The following is a 19747-nucleotide window of genomic DNA, read 5'->3' as shown; positions in this document are numbered from 1 at the left end:
GGTGTGGGGTCAATACGTTGAGCCACACCGCGCTTTATAAAAGCGCGGATTCTGGCTGAAAGTTGGCGTTGACTTGTTGCCCGAACTCCTGCGCGAGTTGGCTATCTGGTCAACGTTTTTCAGCTTGTCAGAGAACCGCTCTAGGGCAATCAACCCAAAGAAAGGACGAGCCTACTCGTTCGCGGTTTAAAGACTCCTGCCATGCCTCTGTTAGGAGCGGCTCCGCCCCACGATACCCGTTACGGGCATCTTGCACTGACAGTCTATCGTCTTGATTAACGAATCTACTCAAGTACGCACTCATTAAATCGCGATGCATAACAACACCAGTTGCATCATGATGAACTCGTTCAGACAGAGATTTTTTAACACGACTACCATCTAAATGAGTTTGAGAAAGTGCCGTATATGAAGTAGAAAACTTATGAACACTTCCACCAGCTTTTTCAGCTTTGTGAACGAGTTCTGATAATACAAATCCTGGAGATTTGGCAGAAATAGCCTTACCATAACGTTTCTGCCAACCTTTCACACTAACATTTTCAGTTTTTATATCTTTACCATGCCGCAAAATTTCATTAATGATTTTGCGGTTTTGGCTTTTGGCATATGCTGTCTTTTTGCGTTCTAGTTCCCGTTTCTTTTGGGCAGCTTTTTTATAATTTCTAGAACGCTTCCAACCCCGCTTCCCCTTTTTGACCTTACCTTTTTTCTTAACAGTACGATGCCCTTTCTTTATTTCAAAATCTGGCTCGTAATTGTCTGGATTATTAACCCGTTGGGAACGCTGCATCTTTCTTTGCAGTGCAGTAATCTCATGCTCAAAAGTGGGAACTTTTTCTGCAAAAGGTAATAGTCCCGCTTTATTATCTCCAACAAAGGCGATATTGGATATATTTAAATCCAGACCAATTAAACCATTGCTAACGTAGTTCTTTTCTTTTTGGTAAGGCAATCCTTCATTGATAAGCTGTACATACCAACGACGCTTACCATTTAACTCCCTCCACAATATACGAACATACTTCACTGGAGATTGCAACCCATGCATGATAACGGGGTTGGTTTCATCAATGATTGGACACAGTTTGAGACTCCCCCAAACTAATTGGTCATTTTTCCATCGTATTCCTTGTTTATTGGTTTTACCCTCAACAGAACGGAAACGACTCGACACTTTGAAACGAACTTTTTTTGCACATCCAAATATAACTCGTTCCGATGCAAGAAATGCTCTTTTAGCAATTGTCTGTTGAGTATTAGAGTCAATCTTATCAGCAATCCATTTTGATGAATTGGCGACAATTGTTGCATAAGCTTGAAGGTCGTAATCAGAATATCTGTAGGCTTGACGTGCTGCACTAAAAGCATCAGTTCGTTCTTTTTTCTTTGATTTGGAAATTTTTTTAGCCCCCTTAAATGCCTCGGAATTGCGTACCAACTCCATCCTGACCATCGCTTCATTCAAACAAGCATTATATAGTTGTCTAGATGCTTCAAATCTAGATAACAACTCTTTTTCTGGAGCGCTGTCTACTATCAATGGAATTTCTGTAATGAAAGATGGAGTCTTTTTCCGAGCCATTTAAAATCACCTCCTTTTATGCTAAAGTGTCATTTAGTATAAATCGCGGTTCTAAAAAATGTCAACAGGAAAAGGGCTAAAAAGGGTAAAAAATCAGCCAGTTTTACATAGCTCACTGAAAAAACAAAAAAATCTATGGCTGACAATAGAGATATGGGACTTAATCAAAGAAGAAGCTGCCAAAAAACAGTTAAGTTGTAGTGAATATGTAGAGCAAAAACTAAGAGAATGCCACGGCAGATGAATCTGCTCGTGTCAGCATTCCGCCCCGATATAAATAACAAAAGAAGTCTCAATTCATTTAATTTCTTGAGACTCGTATTTCGGGGCTACCTGCTTCCCGTGTTACTCAGGTGTAGTGCTACCGTGCGGTTCTACAATAGTCTTTGGAGCGCAAAAATTTCCCATTTCTATCTCACTCGTGCATAAGTTGATGCGTGCTTGCACCTAATTAGCAAATAAGTCTGACTCACATAATCAGGTTTTTGTAAAGTCTGCCGGGGGAAGCTTCCCCCGGCGAGCTTTACGTCAATACGATCGCCTGCGGCACTGCGCTCCGCGCAATCGCCCGATAAATGACAGCAAATTCTACAGTAGTTGATAGCCGAAGTGAAGAAAATTCTGATTTTATCAGCTAACCCACAAAATACCTCTAAGTTACGTCTGGATGAGGAAGTCAGAGAAGTTCAGGCGGGGTTGGAACGTGCAAAAAGGCGGGAGCAATTTGAAATCATTACAAAATGGGCAGTACAAGTAGACGATTTGCGACGCGCTTTGTTAGATTACGAACCGCAAATTGTGCATTTTTCCGGACATGGAACAGGGAGTGATGGTTTGGCGCTGGAGAATAACTCTCTTTGAATTGCAACTTGTCAGTACTCAATCCTTAGCAAGGTTATTTAAATTATTTAAAGACAAAGTAGAGTGTGTCTTGCTGAACGCCTGCTATAGTGAGGAACAAGCTTTGGCGATTCACCAAAACATAGATTGTGTGATTGGGATGAGTCAAGCAGTTGGCGATGCTTCCGCAGAGAGCCGCTTTTTGGGCGATCGCTACTTACAACGCCATATTTTAAAAGGATTGGGACATCCATTGGTATTGGCAATGGATGAAGTCGATAGAGTTTTTGACACCAGCTTCCGCAATGATTTCTTTGGGATGTTGCGTAGTAGGGGTAGTCGTACTGAGCTGCGACCAGGGGCAAACTAAACGGTATAGTTTAACTAAGCGACAAACAAAAGTTCCGAATTTCGTTGAGGAGTCGGAACTTGACTCATGTTCGTGACAAGCAGAATTTGGGCTCAAAGTGTTTTAGGAAAAGGTAGTATTTTCTATTTCACTTGCCAAACGGTTGAGGCGCTCCATCGATTCATCTCAATTGAAGTAGGAAAGACTACTCAATCGGTTCAAAAAAAAACAAATACAAAAGCATCAAATGTTACCATTAAACAGACCTCCACTCGATCCGTATCCACTGAGTCCCTACGTCGCTTGGGCAGGCAAGCGTAATCGTGATCCGCTCCTGGAAATGTTCAAGCAAAGGCTACCCAAAAACGAAGGTCATGTTCTAGAGTTCGCTTCTGGTAGCGGTATGCACATCAATTACTTCGCACCCCATTTTCAGCACTTAAGTTTTCAGCCCTCGGACATGAATTCTTTTGTGTTTGAAAACATTAGGCAATTGACCCAAGAGACTGAAACTAAAAACGTCCAACCGCCAATACAGCTGGATTTGAAAGAGCCGCAAACTTGGTCAGTTTTAAATGGAAAAGAATTTGATGCCATTTTCTGTATCAATCTATTCCAGGTTGCACCAATTGCCATTGCGGATGGGATGATGGAGTGTACGGCAAACCTGCTTAAAAACAGTGGCTTGTTATTCATCTACGGTCCGTTTAAAGTAGATGGCAGGTACATTACACCGTCAAATGAAGAATTTGACAGAACCCTTCTCTCCTACAAAGTACCAGAGTGGGGACTCAAGGATATCGCAGATATCACTTTCGCTGCACAAAAGCACGGGCTGGATTTGAAAGAAAGAATTGATATGCCATCTAATAATTTCACGCTTATTTACGGCTTCGCTCCAGAGGTAGGCATTCACCAGATTTATAGCAATAGCCACAGCGATTAGGACACAAGACGTAAGACATGCTCAATTGCATCTCGTAGACACTCAAACTGCTCAAGTTGTTTTCGGATACGGCTCTTGAGCCAAGACCAACACTGTTCAATTTTGTTCAGGTCAGGAGAGTAGGGCGGTAAATATAACAGTTGACAGCCTGCCTGCTCAATCAATTCCTGAATCCGTCCGCCTTTATGAAAGGTGGCATTGTCTAGAATCACTACTTGTCCTGGTGTCAGAACTGGTACTAAACAATTCTCTCTCCCTTGTCTCAAATACGAGCCGATTGCAAGCTCCCTCGACGGTAAACGGGGCGAGCAACTTGTGGTTAGACAATGCCGCAATCATATTGACCCGTCCTTGTCGCCGTCCAGATTTGAGGGCATGAAAACGCTCACCTTTGTGATTCCAACCATAGGCGTAATCGTCTCGATTATCCATACCTGCTTCATCAACATAGACCAGCATTTGATGTGCTATGTGAGTCAACTGTTTTTTGAATTCTTGCCTTTTGGCTTCGTCGCGTTCACGGTAGCCGTAAGTCTTTTTTTTCGTGTGAAACCAATTTTTTGTAATGCGCGTGAGATGGTGCGAGCGCTAATTGAGGTGTCCCATCTTGCTGCCATTTCAACTTGAGTCTGCTCACCATGCTTTTGGGCAAATTCACGAAATTTGTCCCAGTCTGTGATTTTATGTCCATTGCCAGGAGGTTTGTTGGGCTTGGCACAATAGTCTCCAGTTTCTGCCTTTCGCTGAGCGCCATAGGTCGATGGTGTTGCGACTGATATCAAATGCGATTGCCCAAAGGGCACTGCGCGGAGCGCAATCGCAGCTTCACTTTTTTTCATTCCATCAAAGAGCGATCGCTTGAATTACTTTTTGGCGCAGGTCATAACTGTAAGGCTTACGCATCTGGAAACAGCAATTGGATCAGGTGAACATCTCCTTCTATTCTATGTCCTAACAACTATGGCTATTGCTATAGGACGCGCTCCGCGCATCGCCACCTACAATAAAACCCCTCTTAGGGTAAGACTAAGCGAGGGGGTAGATGCTTTGGGGTTGTTCATTCGTTCCGACTCCTCAACGAAATTCGGAACTTTTGTTTGTCGCTTAGTTAAACTATACCGTTTAGTTTGCCCCTGGTTGCCGCTCAGTACGACTACCCCAAGTATTGCTGCTTTCATTCTCGCCTTGGAAATTAGTAAATGCACAGAAAATAACAAGTTTCAAGCGCAGTTTGGCAGTCGTGATTGGTATAAACGAGTATCAGAACAAGATTCCCAAACTACAGACGGCTAGACGTGATGCTGAGGTGCTAGCCCAGATATTAGCAGAAGAACATCAATATGATGAAGTGATTTTAATCACCGATGAAACTGAGTGTAAACCAACCCTAAAGAACTTATTAACCCTGCTTGAGGAAAGACTACCCAAAGAAATTCAGCCGACAAAAGACGACCGTTTACTCTTCTACTTTGCGGGACATGGAATAGCACGCGATAGCGATAAGGGACCTGCGGGCAGTCTCTTACCACTGGATGCAGATTTAGAAAAAAATGAAAATCTGCTCCCCATGCAGAAATTACACGACTGTTTGAGCGCACTTTCGTGTCGCCACTTGCTGGTCATTCTGGATTGTTGCTTTGCTGGAACTTTCCGGTGGTCAACTGCTAGATTAGCAACAGTGATTCCGACAGTCATCCGTAAAGAACATTACGACCGCTTTATGAAATCGAGTGCATGGCAAGCAATTACTTCTGCGGCACATAATCAAGAAGCATTAGATACTATACGTCTTTGCGATAACCGAGGAGGCATAAATCATTCACCTTTTGCTCTTGCTTTATTCAAGGCTTTGCGGGGTGAAGGAGATGTGATTCCTGCTGCTAAAAATGGCAAATCCGCAGGAGATGGAGTGATTACAGCAACAGAACTTTATCTCTACTTGCGCGACCATGTAGAAACTGCTTCTAATGAAAGTCAAACACCGGGAATATGGACTTTATCGAGACATGATACAGGCGAATATATACTTCTAGTTCCTGGTGCTGAACCGAAATTAAAACCTGCACCAAAATTAAATGAAAAAAATAATCCTTTCTTGCTGATGGAGGCTGTGTAAGACCACCTGCACGGTCTGAGTAAGGGGCAACGGTCTACGAAGTCAGAAGCCTACACCGTACCGCGGCTGTCGGTGTAGGTAGTTCACGAATGTGCAATCTGTTCTATAACTCGGATGTAGGGTAGGCACTACTAACAAGGCTTTCAAACGATGAAAATCGTTTCTGTCCAGTGCCCACCCTTATGTTATTAAGAATGGTGCAAGATGTCAGATAACAAAGAAAGTTGAGTTGCTGATTTATTGACGACATAAGCAACTGGCTTGTGAGTTTTTCTTACCTTACCCTCGTCAACAGCTCTCTTTAACCAATCCTCCAACTGTGATTGTCTTACATTCAAAGATTCGGCAAGGGATTTTGCATCCATTGGTTGTTGTAAATGATTGAGGATGAAAGGTAAAACAGCTTCATAAATGTCTTTTGGACGATATAAAACTTCTTGTGGGTGAGGATTTACGATTTCACTTTGTGAAGGTTGATCCGTAATCGTCTCTGCAATTTCTTGATGTGTCGTTTTGATTTCAGCAGTCTGTACAGATTCGATACAAGATCCAGCTGTTGCCAAAAGTTCTCTCAACGAATCATTCCAAGGTTCCACTGGAAATGGTTTTGCTCCCATGTTGTACAGTTGTTGATTACCTTCCAATATATTTGGATGCATGCGTACAAAAACCGGGATATCCTTGAACCTTTGGAGAACTTCCGCAGCACCCGCCCAAGTACCACCCTTACCCACCGACGAACTGACGACAAGGGCATAATCAGCTAAAGCATAGATATATTTGTTTCGCCCCATTGCATTACCAGTATTGAAACCTGCATCAGGATCGTAACTAGAAATCAACAGAAGTCTGCCCTCTCTGATGTTGGAACGATACTTGCTATTAACCGCCGCCTTACTCAAACTATCCGCCAGCACACCAAGAGCTGTTCCCCCAGCATCCAATACCCCCAACATTGCTGCTTGATCTACTCCCCGCGCACCACCAGATATCACCTGTATTTCTTGTGCTGCACAAGTTTGCGCCACTCTTTGAGTATAGCCAAGCCCCTCTTCATCAACATCCCGAGAACCGACAATTGCTAATCCTCCTGTAGAGAGTAGTTCCATATTGCCAACTCCGTAGATAATTGCTGGTGCTAAATGTCTCAGTCTTTGCTTGAGACGCTTGGGATAGTTCGTGTCACTTCGTCCCAACACCCACAGCCCCTGACTTGTCCACTTCTCAACTGCTAAACTCAGCATTGCACCCCGTTCTAGTAAAGCTACCAACCTGTTGGGGTTCACTTTACTATCAGTTATTTCTTGTAACTGTTGCTTTGCTGTAGTCTCAAGTAAATCTGCAGGGCGCATCTGATTTTCCCGCAACCACTCAGCTAGAAAATTATACTCACTCAGGGTTAGGGGTTGAGGTTCAAGTTGACGATTTTGTCCAAAGCTGGCACACAACAGCAAAATTGCTTGAGTATCTGGCGGTAGCACATGATTTAACATGATTTTCTAATCACCTTGACTGAATGTATTAAGTGCTAATGCCACAGGGTAAACCAATCCACAACCAGTACGACGCAAAACTGCTGCAACTATAGTCAAAGTCCAACGAGAATCAACGATATCATCAACTAAGAAAACAGAACCGTTCATTCGTTTCCAAGAATCAACCACAAAGGCACTATCCAAATTATTAGCTTGTTGGTAACTGTTGCTCATCTTTTTTTGTAACTCAGTAGCGCGAATTTTTCGCACAATTGGCATAAAGGGTATGCCTAATTTATCAGCTAGGCGTTGAGCAAAATTCGGCACAAGTTCTGGACGATTTAACGAGGGGACACAAGTTACCCACGAGGGAAAGGGCTGCGGTTGCCAACGTTGAATCATTTCAAAAGTCCCTTGCACGAGTGCATCATCAAAATGATTATCTTGATATTTCCCCTGCTTAACTAATTCTCCCCAACCTGCATCACCCCAAAGAGATAATGCTCTTCCCTCCTCTGCTTTTAAATTATTCTGAATGTTGCCAGAAAAGCCATAATTTGGCAACGCTTGTGCAGCCCATCTTTTGCGTGGTTCAATGATTTGATCACTACGACGTAAATACTGAATTGCTTGATTGACAAGCTGTATTGAGCAGGTTTCAGGTAATAAAGGTTTGCCTAAACACACGGCGCATTTGCCACAAGCATTCGGATTTGGATCATCTAACTCTGCTGCCAAAAAAGACATCAAGCATTGTTGGCTATGCATATATTCCAACATTCTAGCTTGTTCTTGACGCCGGATTTGTATGATTTTTTCAATCTTTTCTGTGTCGGGTTGATAATTGGCTGCTGTAGCATACCATTTTGAATCTTGCTTAATGACAGGAGCAGGTGATTCTAAGGACAGCAGTTTCAAAACTTTATCAATTTGCCCTCTAGAAAGATTAAGTTTTTGTTCCAATTGTGCGACAGAAAGACCATCTTCTGCTTGATTGAGAACATTTAAAACCTGCTGTGTATGGACTTGTGGCGGAAAAGCAGTTCTGATAAAGTAGTTGCTAATTTCATCGTCTTCATCACCGCTTAGAAGAATTCCGTATGCTTGGTCTACGGCTCTACCTGCTCGTCCTACTTGTTGATAATAGTGTACAACAGAACCAGGGCGTTGATAATGAATAACAAATCCTAAATCTGGTTTATCAAAACCCATTCCTAAAGCTGTCGTTGCCACTAATGCTTTGATTTGGTTTTTGAGAAGTTGGTCTTCTAATACCTCACGAGCATCACTGTCTAACTCACTATGGTAAGCTTTAGCATTAATACCTTGAGTTCTTAACCACTCAGCAACTCTGTCAGCATCTCTAACAGTTAATGCGTAAATAATACCACTTCCTGGTAATTTAGGAAGATGTTCTGCTAACCATGCCATTCTTGCTGCTGGACTCGGTATAGAAATATTTTGCAAATGCAAACTTTTTCTGGTTAAAGCACCTCTTGACACACGCAATGTGTCTCCCAACTGAGTCATAATATCTTCAACCACTCGATTATTTGCTGTAGCAGTTGTGGCAAGGGCTGGGATATTTTGAGGCAACGCTTGCAAAATTCTCACAATCCGCCGATAATCAGGGCGAAAATCATGCCCCCAGTCGGATATACAGTGAGCTTCATCAACAACAAACAAACCTATTCTTTGAGATATCGGTAAAAGAATCTTTCTCTGAAATTCGTCGTTAGCCAATCTTTCTGGAGAAATGAGCAGGATGTCTACTTTTCCTGTTAGTAACTGTGTTTGTACAAGTTCCCATTCATTTGTATTGCTGGAATTAATTGTAGCGGCTTGTACACCAATTCGTTGCGCCGCTGCAATTTGGTTTCGCATCAAAGCAAGTAATGGTGAAATCAAAAGAGTACAACCAGCTCCTTCGTCTCGTAACAAGCGCGTTGCTAAAAAATAAACTAGACTTTTGCCCCAACCAGTACGTTGAACGACAAGTAAACGCGATCGCCTCACAATTATCTCTTCAATTGCTTCCCATTGTCCAACGCGAAAATCAGCTGTTGGGTTATCAAGCGCCTGACGTAGAAGTAATAGCGCTTGTTGTTGAAGTTTTGTTGCCATAGATACACAGTGCCTGATTGTTTCTTCTGTTTTATCATTAGAAATCTCCAGAAATTAATTGTCCGTTGTCTACAACCCTTGTAGAGGCGTGCTATGGCACGTGTCTACATTGTTTTTTGGAGAGGTCTATTAGAAATAATCAGCACCAATCTGTGTTTATCTGCGTGCTTTGCTGTACATCTGCGGTTCCAAATAGCTCTAATATCAAATCCGTTTGTGTCGGAATTATTCCTCCTTGCTGTCTGGTGCGTCAAGAGCGTAGGCGTGCGGTTTTTTAATTATTCATATGACTTCTCAAACATCCTCTTAGAGACCTTCCAAATTACAGCGGTTTTCAGCTAAGGTGGGCATTGCCCATAAAAGCTTATCTAATGGGAACTTGAGATACTGGCGGGCAATGCCCACCCGAAGATTTGTGGTCTAATTATAAGAATAAGCGCTGTAAAAAATATGCAACTTTTTCTTGTGAGATGGGCTTCTAGTCCCTCCCATAAACTGGGGGGACTGGGATGCCCACCCCACTTTTAAGTAGGTCAACCTTAAAAAACATAAAACAAACCTAACCCCCCAGCCCCCTTCCCTACAAGGGGAGAGTCAAAGCCTCTTCCCTTGTAGGGGAGAGGTTTGGAGAGAGGTCTTACGTTTAATTAGGTTGACCTACTTATTAAATAATTTATTTGTTGGAAATCCCTTAGCATCAGAAACAAGCAGCATTCGTTTCTTAAAATGTAAAATAATTTACATATTTAACGACTTTATTACTTAACAATTGACTTCTGGGCTGCATGGCAGGGAACACGAGTACTGTAGGGAGTGGCACTGGATGCATGGGAGATGAGAGTAACTTGCCCCTTGCCGTTAAACACCCAACCTGTAGCAGGGACAATTTTCATGACTTCAGCTTTAGATGGTGGTTTAGCAGCGGAGACTTGTGAACGTTGCTGCTGTGATGTGGTAGCTGAAGTGCGAGTATCTGACCACACAACATCAGGACTGAGGGGTTCGTAGGGGCTGGGAGGTAAACCGCCGCGTCCGGTGATAATAAATTGATTGCGTCTTTCTCCACCTTCACTGGGGCAGCCTTGAGCAACAATTTGCTGTGAAGTCTCCACAACCTGCGCTGGTAAGGCGACAAACCCACGACTTGGGTCAATATTTGGCGTGTTTATTTGTATTCTACCGTTTATCCCCAATTCAGAACTGGCAGTAATATCATTAGTCATGTCATTCTGGGGGGTTTGTCCTTCACGGCGATCGATGCCAAAGATGCCTTGGGTCGTGATGTTAACATTACCTCCTCGACCTTTGAAAGCATTGGCGGTGATGTCGCTATTTTCTCCTGGAGTAGCGACAATCAATTTAGAGTCAATATTGATATTGCCGCCAGCGACATCTGCACCTACCTTTGAGGTGTCTGCGTTAGTGGTTATCTGACTGTTGCCGCTTAATAGCAATAAGTCCAAATCTCGGAGTGTAATATTTCCACCTTGACCAGATGCGGTTCCAGCAGAAAGTTTTCCTTGATTATCCAAACGGATAGAACGGGCTTGTATCTGAAGGTTGCCTGCATTCCCTGATCCTAAACTTTCCACAGTGACTTGCGCTCCATCGCGCACAGTCAACTGCCCTGTGGTCATCGTCAAAGATCCCGCATCGCCGCTACCCCGAGTTCGAGCAAACAAGCCACTCGGTGGCTGACCATTTGGTCCTGTTCCGACTAGTTCCACAGAATCTGAGGCGCTTACTGTCAGAGTCCCTCCCTTGCCCTGGCTACCCCTACCAGTACCAGCTGTTACCTGTGCTCCATCTTGGACAATCAATTGCCGAGTGTTAATCGTCAAAGAACCCGCATCTCCTTTACCTAAAGTTTGAGTAAACAAGCCGCTAGGAAACTCACTATTTACAGAGGAAGTTCCACTGAGTTTTACAAAATCTGAGGCGGTCACTTGCAATGTTCCGCCTTTACCTCGGTTATCACTACGAGTAGTAGTTGATACGTTTGCCCCATTCTCGACAATTAACTTGCCTGTGGTAATCGTCAAATTGCCGGCTGCGCCTTGACCAGAAGTCTCTGTGAACAAAGCACTGGGACTACCAATTGCATCAGTTCCGCTCAATTGCACAGAGTCAGACGCTCTCACCGTTAAATTTCCCCCAGACCCTGTAGCAAAAGTAGAAGCTCTTACCAGTGAGCCATCTTTAATAGTTAACTGCTCTGCTTGGATAGAAATTCCTCTGCCGTTTTGACTTCCTAAAGTGTCTGCAACAAGTTTTGACCCATCAGTAAGCGTGACGCGCCTTCCGTGTACCTGAATATCACCGCCGCCCTCACCATTGACATTGACTAGAGCTAAATTCCTCAGAGATACATCTGCTAGCGCTACGTCATTAGGAAAACTTAAGGGTTGGTTGTTGCTATCAAGGTTCAATCCTACCGTTCCTGCTCCAAGTATTCCTCCTAGAGCGATTTGACCACCTTTAGCTTGTAGGAATCGCCTATTCGATCCGCCTTCTAGGGTTACATTGCCCCCTACCAAAGCTATAGTTTTACCAGGCGGTACCGCTATTGCCCCCTGCATCAGAATGTCTCCCCCTGTCTTTCCAAATTGCAGACCAAGCGGGACACTGACCGTCAGCAGAGGAGTTGTTTGGGGAGCAGTTGCACTGAACTGGGTACCATCGGCAAACTTGATTGAGCTAGCTGTACTAGCTACAAACGAACCACCCAAGCTTAATACGGCATTTGGTCCAAAAACGATGCCATTGGGATTAATCAAAAATACATTGGCATTAGAAACAGCAGGATTACCGTCGATAATCTGGAAAGTCCCAAGGGTGCCCAAAATCTTAGATATGTTACTACCCGTCACCCTAGTTATGATATTCTGAATATTACTGTTGGGACTCCTGAAAAAAGCTGCTCGTCCTTCACTGACGTTGAGTTCCTGAAAACTGTGAAACAGATTGCTACCTCGCTGTGCCCCACCTGTCAGCACTTCAGTAGAACCACTAAAAGAGTTCGGTTCAACACGAGAACTTTCAGTTCCTAGGGTATTATCAGGAATGATGACGCTTTGGGCAACGGCACAATCTCCAAAAGCAAAGGCAATTGCCCCACCAATTGCTAAACGAATTGCTATCCCCACTTGCCAACCACAACCGTTCCAGCTTTGAGACATATCAGAATTTACCTCTTATCAAAAATCAGCAGTCCAGTGAAGTATAGCCACCTTTTCGGATGAATATAGCGGTTTTCGTTTGAATGAACTACAAATTAACTAGTGTTCACACTGATTCTCCCTACAAGACGGGGGAAGACACCACAGGAAAAACTTTTATTTATTGTCCATCTGTGGTTCTTATTTCTTGATGTATTGCACTCAACCCCCGAACCCCAACAAAAAGCAGACAGCAGGATGTCAACAGTATTGACCACAAGTAATTTTCACTGAGCAGGTAGATTAGGGTACCGCTGTATTACCTTTGGAGCATACAGCTGTAGTTGCTGTGTTGAGTTTGGAGCCAGCCGTTCCAGCTTCTGTAGTGTTTCTGGTTCGAGCTGCTGAAGCTTCTGTATTGCCTGTGGATCGTCCTGCTGTAGTTGCTGTATTGCTTGTGGATAAAGCCTCCACAGTTCCCGTATTTTTTCCCATATAGACGCTGATGGTTGAGGTTGATGAGGCCCAATTGCAGGTGGTTCAATTAAACATACTTCTCCAGGTAGACAAGGGGTTTGTGCCAAGGTGTACCCCCCACTAGAGGCGATCGCCCCACCAATCATCAAGGCACCCACTAGCCTAAATTTCCACCACCCTTGCAAACGAACTTGAGTCATATTAATTTGGTCTCCTCCAAATATTTAAGTATTTTTACTTAGAAACGAATGAAAGTTTATTAAAAGTCGCGTTAATACTCAGTGATAACATAGTAAATTTATAGAAACCAATATTTTTGATTTAAAAAAATAATTATGTTGCCGTCACACCCTGGTCTAGCTGGTTTGCTTGAAGCTTACCTGACACTTTGCCGCTTCTGCAATCGTCCAAGCTGGTTTCTGATTGGCATTGTCCTGATTCTTTGATTTGGTCGTTGAGTCGGAATTGTGATTCTTTGATTTGGTCGTTGAGTCGGAATTGTGATTCTTTGATTTGGTCGTTGAGTCGAAGGAAAAGCCCGTGGATTAGGACTATGAGGCTGATGTGAAAGTGTTTGGAGGACACATAGTTGTCCAGGTAGACAAGGGGTTTGTGCCAAGGTGTACCCCCCACTAGAGGCGATCGCCCCACTAATCACCAAAGCACTTACTAACCTAAACTTCCAGCACCTTTGCAGATGAGCTTGAGCCATACAATTTAGTCTCCCTAAAACGCTTGGGTAGTTTTACCGTTTAGAGCAGATTAAAGCTAAGGTCTGTCTGCAAATTCGGTAATTAGGCTAATTTAGGTCTGACGCAAAGACGCATACGTTAAAGGAACGCAATGGATTAACTTGGTGTCAGAGTTTCAATTTTGCAGACACGCCGTAGTTAAACTTGGGATTTTACTCTATGAAAACACAATATACTTATGCAATCTAAAATTCTTTACGAAACAAAATAATTAAAGAGAAAAGACACTTGATGTGAGAGGTCGGACTTATCCCCATACATAAGTGTAGGGGCTTGCGTCCAACCTTTTACACTTTTCCTTTTACACTTTTCTAGATTCTGGTCGTCAAGGATAAAGACCGCGATCGCTCAGCGCTTGAGCAACACGACCAACCCCTAGCGTATAAGCTGCTAACCTAAGGGGAATTTGCCGAATCTGAGATTGTTGAATAACTTGCCGATATGCTTGCACCATTAAGTATTCTAATTCTTTATTAACGCGCTCCTCATCCCAAAATACGTAGGAAAGACCTTGTACCCACTCCAGATAACTGACAACGACACCACCAGCATTTGCCAAGATGTCTGGTAAAACCGTTATACCCCTTGCCTCTAGCGCCTGGTTTGCCAAGAGAGTCACTGGACCATTAGCCGCCTCTGCAACTATGCCGGCTTGCACTTGATTCGCATTGTCTTCAGTGATCTGGTTCTCCAAAGCTGCGGGAATCAAGACATCGCAAGGCAAAGTCAGTAAGTCTGCGTTGCTAATTGGGGTTGCTTTCGGGAACCCAACAACACTCTTGCGGTTTTCGGCAGCATAAGCTTTCAAAGCTAGGATATCTAGACCATCTTCAGAAAAGACTCCCCCAGAACCAGTAGAGACAGCTATCACTTTCGCTCCTGCTTGGTGTAGCAATAAAGCCGCTGCACTCCCTACATTCCCGAAACCTTGGATGGCTATTCTCGTTCCCACCAGTGATTTACCTTGGTCTGCCAGCGCCTCGCGGACAATCAACATTGCACCGCGTCCGGTTGCCATTTCCCGTCCCCGCGAACCACCTATAGAAATCGGCTTACCAGTGACAACCCCAGGCACAGCATGACCGACATTGACAGAGTAAGTGTCCATCATCCAAGCCATCTCACGGGCAGAAGTCCCCATATCTGGTGCTGGAATATCTATCGAAGGACCGATATCTTTAATCAACTCGCTGGTGTATCGACGAGTGATGCGTTCTAGTTCACCAACGCTGTAGCGCTTCGGGTCTAAAGCAATACCTCCCTTAGCACCACCGTAGGGAATACCCAAGAGCGCACATTTCCAGGTCATCAGCATTGCTAGGGCTGAAACTTCGCGCAATGTCACCGCCGGGTGGTATCGAATACCACCTTTATAGGGACCTAAAATATCGCAGTGCTGTACCCGATGTCCAGCCAAAACCTGCACTTCTCCGTCATCCCGCTTTACAGGAATGGAAACTGTGACCACCTTGCGCGGGTGACTGAGAACCTCCAAAAGACCTTGGTCTAGGTTCAATTCTTTTGCCGCTTGTTCTAGGTAACTACAGGCTTGGTCATATGGGCAAATATGCGCAGGAGTTGGAGCCTCCAGCGATCGAACAGACGATGAAAGCATAAGATTTTTTTCTCTTCGCGGTCTTTGCGCGAAGACTATGAAAGTATAGAGTTTTTCTATTCGCGGTATCTTCGCGAACTAGATGTGTATGCCTAGCCTAACCTTTTTTCTAAAAAAAGATAGTAATTTTGTAAATTTCGTTACAGTTTTATTTTTGCTTTGCATGTCCAGTGTTCCAAAAATGCAAAGCTGAGAATATCATGGCAAGCTGAAAAATAAGTCGGTTTTGTGTTAAGTGAGGCACAACAGCAATGACAACCACCCATGTTAAGCGATCGCTACCTTTACCCCCCGGCAGCTTTGGTTTGCCCTTGATTGGCGAAACAATTGGCTTTTTGCGCGATCCAAACTTTGTTGACAAGCGATACAAGCGATATGGATCAATTTTCAAAACCCATGTATTTGGGCGTCCCACAGTATATATGCTTGGAGCGGAGGCAAACCGCTTTTTGTTAACCAACGAGAACCAGAATTTTTCTATTAGCTGGCCCTATAGCACCAAGGTTTTGCTAGGACCAGCGTCTCTATCGGTACAGACAGGTGATGTACACCAAAAGCGACGCAAACTGCTATCGCAAGCCTTTCAACCTAGGGCGCTGGCAGGGTATGTCTCCTCAATGGCGGACATCACCCGCAGCTATTTGCACAAATGGGAGCGCCTAGAGACGTTGAAGTGGTATCCAGAACTGAGAAAATATACCTTTGATGTTGCCTGCAAGTTACTTGTAGGAACGGATGCCGCTGCCGATAGCCATTTTGCAGAGTTGTTTGAGGAGTGGTGTGAGGGTCTATTTACCATTCCTGTACCGTTACCTTGGACGAAATTCGGTCGAGCGCTGCGTTGTCGTCAGCAGCTTCTGAAGCGTATTGAGGAGATAGTGCTAAAGCGTCAACAGCAGCCTTCTTCCAGTCAAGATGCCTTGGAACTACTGTTGCAAGCGCGTGATGAGGATGGGAATAGCTTAAGTGTGCAAGAGCTGAAAGACCAAGTGCTACTGTTACTCTTTGCAGGTCATGAGACTTTGACATCAGCACTTGCCTCTTTATGTCTGCTGTTAGCGCAGCATCCGGAAGTTCTAGCAAATGCCCGTGCAGAACAACAGCAACTGGGGTTTGAAGAACTGTTGACGCTGGAACACTTGAAGCAAATGACTTATTTGGAGCAAGTCCTTAAGGAAGTCTTGCGAGTTATTCCCCCGGTTGGTGGTGGCTTTCGGGAAGTCCTGAAGCCGTGTGAGTTTAATGGTTACTTAATTCCCCAAGGTTGGTCTGCCCTCTACCAAGTTGGTAGGACACATAAAGACAGCAGTGTATATACTGAGCCAGAACGCTTTGACCCCCAACGCTTTATCCCAGAACGATCTGAAGACAAAGCCAAACCCTTTAGCCATATACCCTTTGGTGGTGGCGTACGAGAATGTTTGGGCAAGGAGTTTGCCAAGCTAGAGATGAAGCTGTTTGCAGCGTTGTTGATACGGGAGTATGAGTGGGAACTATTGCCTGAACAAAACCTGGATATGATTATGATACCCACACCCCATCCCCGCGATGGTTTGCGGGTGAAGTTAAGTCGAACCGCTGGAACGACTGTTTCTACGAATTCTCAAAAGTAGAACTACATATTGTTCCTAGTACGCACGCTATGTGCTTACTAAGAATACACGTCAATGCAGTAGGGGCACAGCAATGCTGTGCCCCTACCATGTGTAGTTTATCTAAATGAAAAGCGCTGTATTATCAGACAAACCGACCACTAGACTCTTTGCGTCGAATCCCAATCACTGCTGAACGTGGTGGTCCCTCAAGATTACCCTCAACATTACTGGGCCAGTTACTGCCACGCGGTAGACTGCGTTGTTGAGTAAACAAAGTGCCATCCAAGTTCAATATTTCAATCTCTCGGCTCAGGGTTTGCTGAGGGGTGAATGGAACCTCTTCACCAGGGTGCTGTACAGAAATAATCAGCGTATCCCCAACGAAAGTAGGTCCGGTTAACTCGCAACGCGGTGGTCCATAAGCAAAGGGTACTACTTCCCCAGCATCAGGACCACTAGTAGGAATGAAGAACAGCCAGTTATTGCCAAAAACTCCAATCAGGCTAGAAGTCGCAACATTGAAATTAGAATCATCCTGGCTGGGCGAATTAGCACCCACTACCCTATGGTCTATCCGTAATGGTTCTGGGTTAGCACCTGTGGTGAAACCATTGTGAGCTTCCGTAGACATATCAGTGACGCCCCAAATATTACCCTGGCTATCAAATGCCAAGTTATCTACGTTAGCAAAGCCATTTCCAGGTTCTGCCGCAGCTTCTCCACCTTTGGCAAATCGCTCCCAACGGAAGGTTGTCCCTGTGCTATCTTGGCTATCTTCGATAATCTTAAAAAGTTCGCCTGAAGGTTGTGCGGCATTGACAGCAGCACTGTATTTGGAAACTACAAAGATTCGAGAATCAGGATATCCATCTCCTGATGGCGCACCGTCTGTGTAGGCGATAAAGACTTCTCTGGGATTTCTGGGGTTGATTTCAATATCCTCAGGACGAGCAGTCGGCGTTCCTCCGGCTAGATTGGCAGCTAAAAAAGCATCAACCAGCACTGCACCCTGACTAGTGTAGAAATCTGATAGCTTCTTACCTTGGTAAGCAGGCAGAGCTTCAGCCTCACCGTAAGAAGTCACAGCCCCAGTTGTTTGATTAGTAACCTGGGTTATTGTGACAGTAATTGACCCGCCATTTGAAGTTTGTCCTGCAATACCACTGCGTCTTGGTAGACGGGTATTACCTCCATTAGAAGCCCTGCCCAATGCTGCAACTTCCACAGAGGCAAGAGTTGATGGTGGAATCGGATTGGTGGGAGTATTTAAGTTTAGGGGAATCCATTCACCCGTACCGTCAGCATTGTAACGAGCGACATACAAAGTACCGTCTTCAAATAAACGGCTGTTGTTTTTATCAGTGGGAGAAGTCACTGTACCAGAACTAACAAACTTCCAAGTATGACCTCCACGTCGGTCATCACCCAAGTAGCCCACTAATGGTCTTCCAGATTCCGCACGCACAGCGATATTTTCGTGGCGGTAGCGACCCAAAGCAGTGTGTTTGCGAGGGCGGAAAGAAGGATCAGCTGGGTCAAGTTCCACCATATAGCCGTATTTTTCACCAACCAAGCCAAACGCAGCTCCTGTGGTGCCTTCGATGTAGCTTGTCTGGGTACCGTTGGGGTTGACATTTTCTTGAACTCCAACGAAGGAACTTGTACTTGCTTGGAAGTTTTCCTCAGCAGTCAAGATGGTTCCCCAAGGAGTTGTACCACCAGAACAGTTGAATCCTGTGCCGATGATTCTGTTACCCAGTCCATCAGAACTAAGATTGAAGACTTGGGTAGCAGCTGGTCCAGTACCAATGAGATAATTTTCGTCTCCTTTCTGGTAGTTTCTAGAACCCCAAGAGGTGACATCTTTGTATTTATCACTGCGCTGGCTGTTGATTGCTAAACCGGAAAGCCCGTGGATGCGTCGGTTTTTGGAGTCACGAACAACCGCAAAGCGTCCACTGCGGTCTGGGCGGGCAATCCTCACCACAGAACCACCGATGTTGTACATAAATTCACCCAAGAGTTCGATACTCGTTCTGTCTTCTGGTAAATTTCGTCCAATAATTAGGGGGTAGGATGTGGGGAATCCTCCTAGACCACTATCAGTTGTGAAACCAGGTACAGTCGTAGAAAATGGGTAAGAGATGTATTCGTGATTGTTCCAAAGGTAGCCGTCGTTGGGGTTTCTGCCATCGACGGGAATAAAGCTTGTGTAGTCGCTGTTGTAGCCAAAGTAATCTTCTTGGTTGGGGAAGACGCGATCGCCCCAACGCACAATCACATACCGTTCATATTCTGGCGGTACCACAACGTCATCAAGCACGTTATAGTCACTTAGCCCTGCATTAGCAGAGGGTTCTAATACGCTTCCCTGGTCAATTCCTGTTGGTAAGTAACTTTTTTGCTGTGTGTAAATCGGTAAAGGATGAGGCAAACGCACTGGCGTAAATTTCAGGGGTGCAACTGCATCAGCAGCAATTGTCCTATTACCGCCAAAAAGTTTATCCCCAAAAGCAGGAGCTAGCACAGTTGCACCAGCACTCGCTCCGAAGAAAGCCAGTAGCTGCCTACGTGTAAATTTGGACATTGAATTTCCTCTTTATTAGAAATACTTAAAATCAATACCCTCAAAATCTTTTTTGCTATTCATCTGCCCAAGATGCATAGCAGCAAACATGACAATATTTCGACTCTTGTTAGCCAATAAATTAAATA

The 19747-nt window shown here is 44.5% G+C and carries 13 protein-coding genes and 2 pseudogenes; 6 read left to right on the top strand and 9 right to left on the bottom strand.

All coding sequences use genetic code 11. The annotated features are described in order from the left end of the window. Positions 1–127 precede the first annotated feature (127 nt). A complete protein-coding gene (locus tag ACM0OZ_RS05050; protein WP_414581723.1) occupies positions 128–1585 on the bottom strand; it encodes an RNA-guided endonuclease TnpB family protein in 1458 nt (485 codons plus the stop codon). Positions 1586–1643: 58 nt separating this feature from the next. Between ACM0OZ_RS05050 and ACM0OZ_RS05045 the strand changes: the two genes are divergently transcribed. The 3 genes and pseudogenes from ACM0OZ_RS05045 (at position 1644) to ACM0OZ_RS05035 (ending at position 3720) form a co-directional block, all read left to right on the top strand. Next, positions 1644–1829 carry a hypothetical protein gene (locus ACM0OZ_RS05045; protein ID WP_414581722.1) on the top strand — a complete coding sequence of 62 codons (186 nt, stop codon included), beginning with the start codon at positions 1644–1646 and terminating at the stop codon, positions 1827–1829. Positions 1830–2194: 365 nt separating this feature from the next. Then, positions 2195–2795 (top strand): annotated as a pseudogene (locus ACM0OZ_RS05040) (AAA-like domain-containing protein). 226 nt (positions 2796–3021) lie between these two features. Then, positions 3022–3720, top strand: a complete 699-nt coding sequence (locus ACM0OZ_RS05035; RefSeq protein ID WP_414581721.1) for a DUF938 domain-containing protein — start codon at positions 3022–3024, stop codon at positions 3718–3720. On the opposite strand, the pseudogene ACM0OZ_RS05030 reads toward ACM0OZ_RS05035, so the two are convergent. Continuing rightward, positions 3717–4623, bottom strand: a pseudogene (locus ACM0OZ_RS05030) (IS630 family transposase). The gene ACM0OZ_RS05035 and the pseudogene ACM0OZ_RS05030 sit on opposite strands and share 4 nt — an antisense overlap. 57 nt (positions 4624–4680) lie before the next feature. Between ACM0OZ_RS05030 and ACM0OZ_RS05025 the strand changes: the two are divergent. Beyond that, entirely contained in the window at positions 4681–5013 is a 333-nt protein-coding gene (locus ACM0OZ_RS05025; RefSeq protein ID WP_414581720.1) for a hypothetical protein, read from the top strand. Further along, positions 4961–5836, top strand: a complete 876-nt coding sequence (locus ACM0OZ_RS05020) for a caspase family protein (RefSeq protein ID WP_414581719.1) — start codon at positions 4961–4963, stop codon at positions 5834–5836. Before ACM0OZ_RS05025 ends, ACM0OZ_RS05020 begins: the two co-directional genes overlap by 53 nt. 188 nt (positions 5837–6024) lie before the next feature. Here ACM0OZ_RS05020 and ACM0OZ_RS05015 read toward each other — a convergent pair whose 3' ends face one another. The 6 genes from ACM0OZ_RS05015 to ACM0OZ_RS04990 all read right to left on the bottom strand — a co-directional run bounded on the left by ACM0OZ_RS05015 (position 6025) and on the right by ACM0OZ_RS04990 (position 15437). After that, positions 6025–7329 carry a DNA-processing protein DprA gene (locus ACM0OZ_RS05015; RefSeq protein WP_414581718.1) on the bottom strand — a complete coding sequence of 435 codons (1305 nt, stop codon included), beginning with the start codon at positions 7327–7329 and terminating at the stop codon, positions 6025–6027. Positions 7330–7335: 6 nt separating this feature from the next. Beyond that, on the bottom strand, positions 7336–9435 hold the full coding sequence (locus tag ACM0OZ_RS05010; protein WP_414581717.1) for a RecQ family ATP-dependent DNA helicase: 2100 nt from the start codon (positions 9433–9435) through the stop codon (positions 7336–7338). Between the two features lie 758 nt (positions 9436–10193). Continuing rightward, positions 10194–12614: a filamentous hemagglutinin N-terminal domain-containing protein gene (locus ACM0OZ_RS05005; protein WP_414581716.1), complete on the bottom strand. Its 2421-nt coding sequence runs from the start codon at positions 12612–12614 to the stop codon at positions 10194–10196. Positions 12615–12880: 266 nt separating this feature from the next. Continuing rightward, positions 12881–13270, bottom strand: a complete 390-nt coding sequence (locus tag ACM0OZ_RS05000) for a hypothetical protein (protein ID WP_414581715.1) — start codon at positions 13268–13270, stop codon at positions 12881–12883. Between the two features lie 176 nt (positions 13271–13446). Further along, a complete protein-coding gene (locus ACM0OZ_RS04995) occupies positions 13447–13782 on the bottom strand; it encodes a hypothetical protein (protein WP_414581714.1) in 336 nt (111 codons plus the stop codon). Positions 13783–14147: 365 nt separating this feature from the next. Then, positions 14148–15437: a Glu/Leu/Phe/Val family dehydrogenase gene (locus tag ACM0OZ_RS04990; protein WP_414581713.1), complete on the bottom strand. Its 1290-nt coding sequence runs from the start codon at positions 15435–15437 to the stop codon at positions 14148–14150. A gap of 251 nt (positions 15438–15688) precedes the next feature. Between ACM0OZ_RS04990 and ACM0OZ_RS04985 the strand changes: the two genes are divergently transcribed. After that, the gene (locus tag ACM0OZ_RS04985; RefSeq protein WP_414581712.1) at positions 15689–17050 is read left to right on the top strand and encodes a cytochrome P450; all 1362 of its coding nucleotides are present in this window, start codon (positions 15689–15691) and stop codon (positions 17048–17050) included. A 124-nt stretch (positions 17051–17174) separates the two neighbouring features. On the opposite strand, the gene ACM0OZ_RS04980 is transcribed toward ACM0OZ_RS04985, so the two are convergent. Further along, complete coding sequence (locus tag ACM0OZ_RS04980; protein ID WP_414581711.1) at positions 17175–19619, bottom strand: PhoX family protein; 2445 nt, start codon at positions 19617–19619, stop codon at positions 17175–17177. Positions 19620–19747: the final 128 nt, after the last annotated feature.

This window comes from Scytonema sp. PCC 10023 (assembly GCF_963920835.1).
Classification (GTDB): Bacteria; Cyanobacteriota; Cyanobacteriia; order Cyanobacteriales; family Nostocaceae; genus Kalymmatonema.
This window is presented reverse-complemented; position numbering and strand designations above follow the sequence as displayed.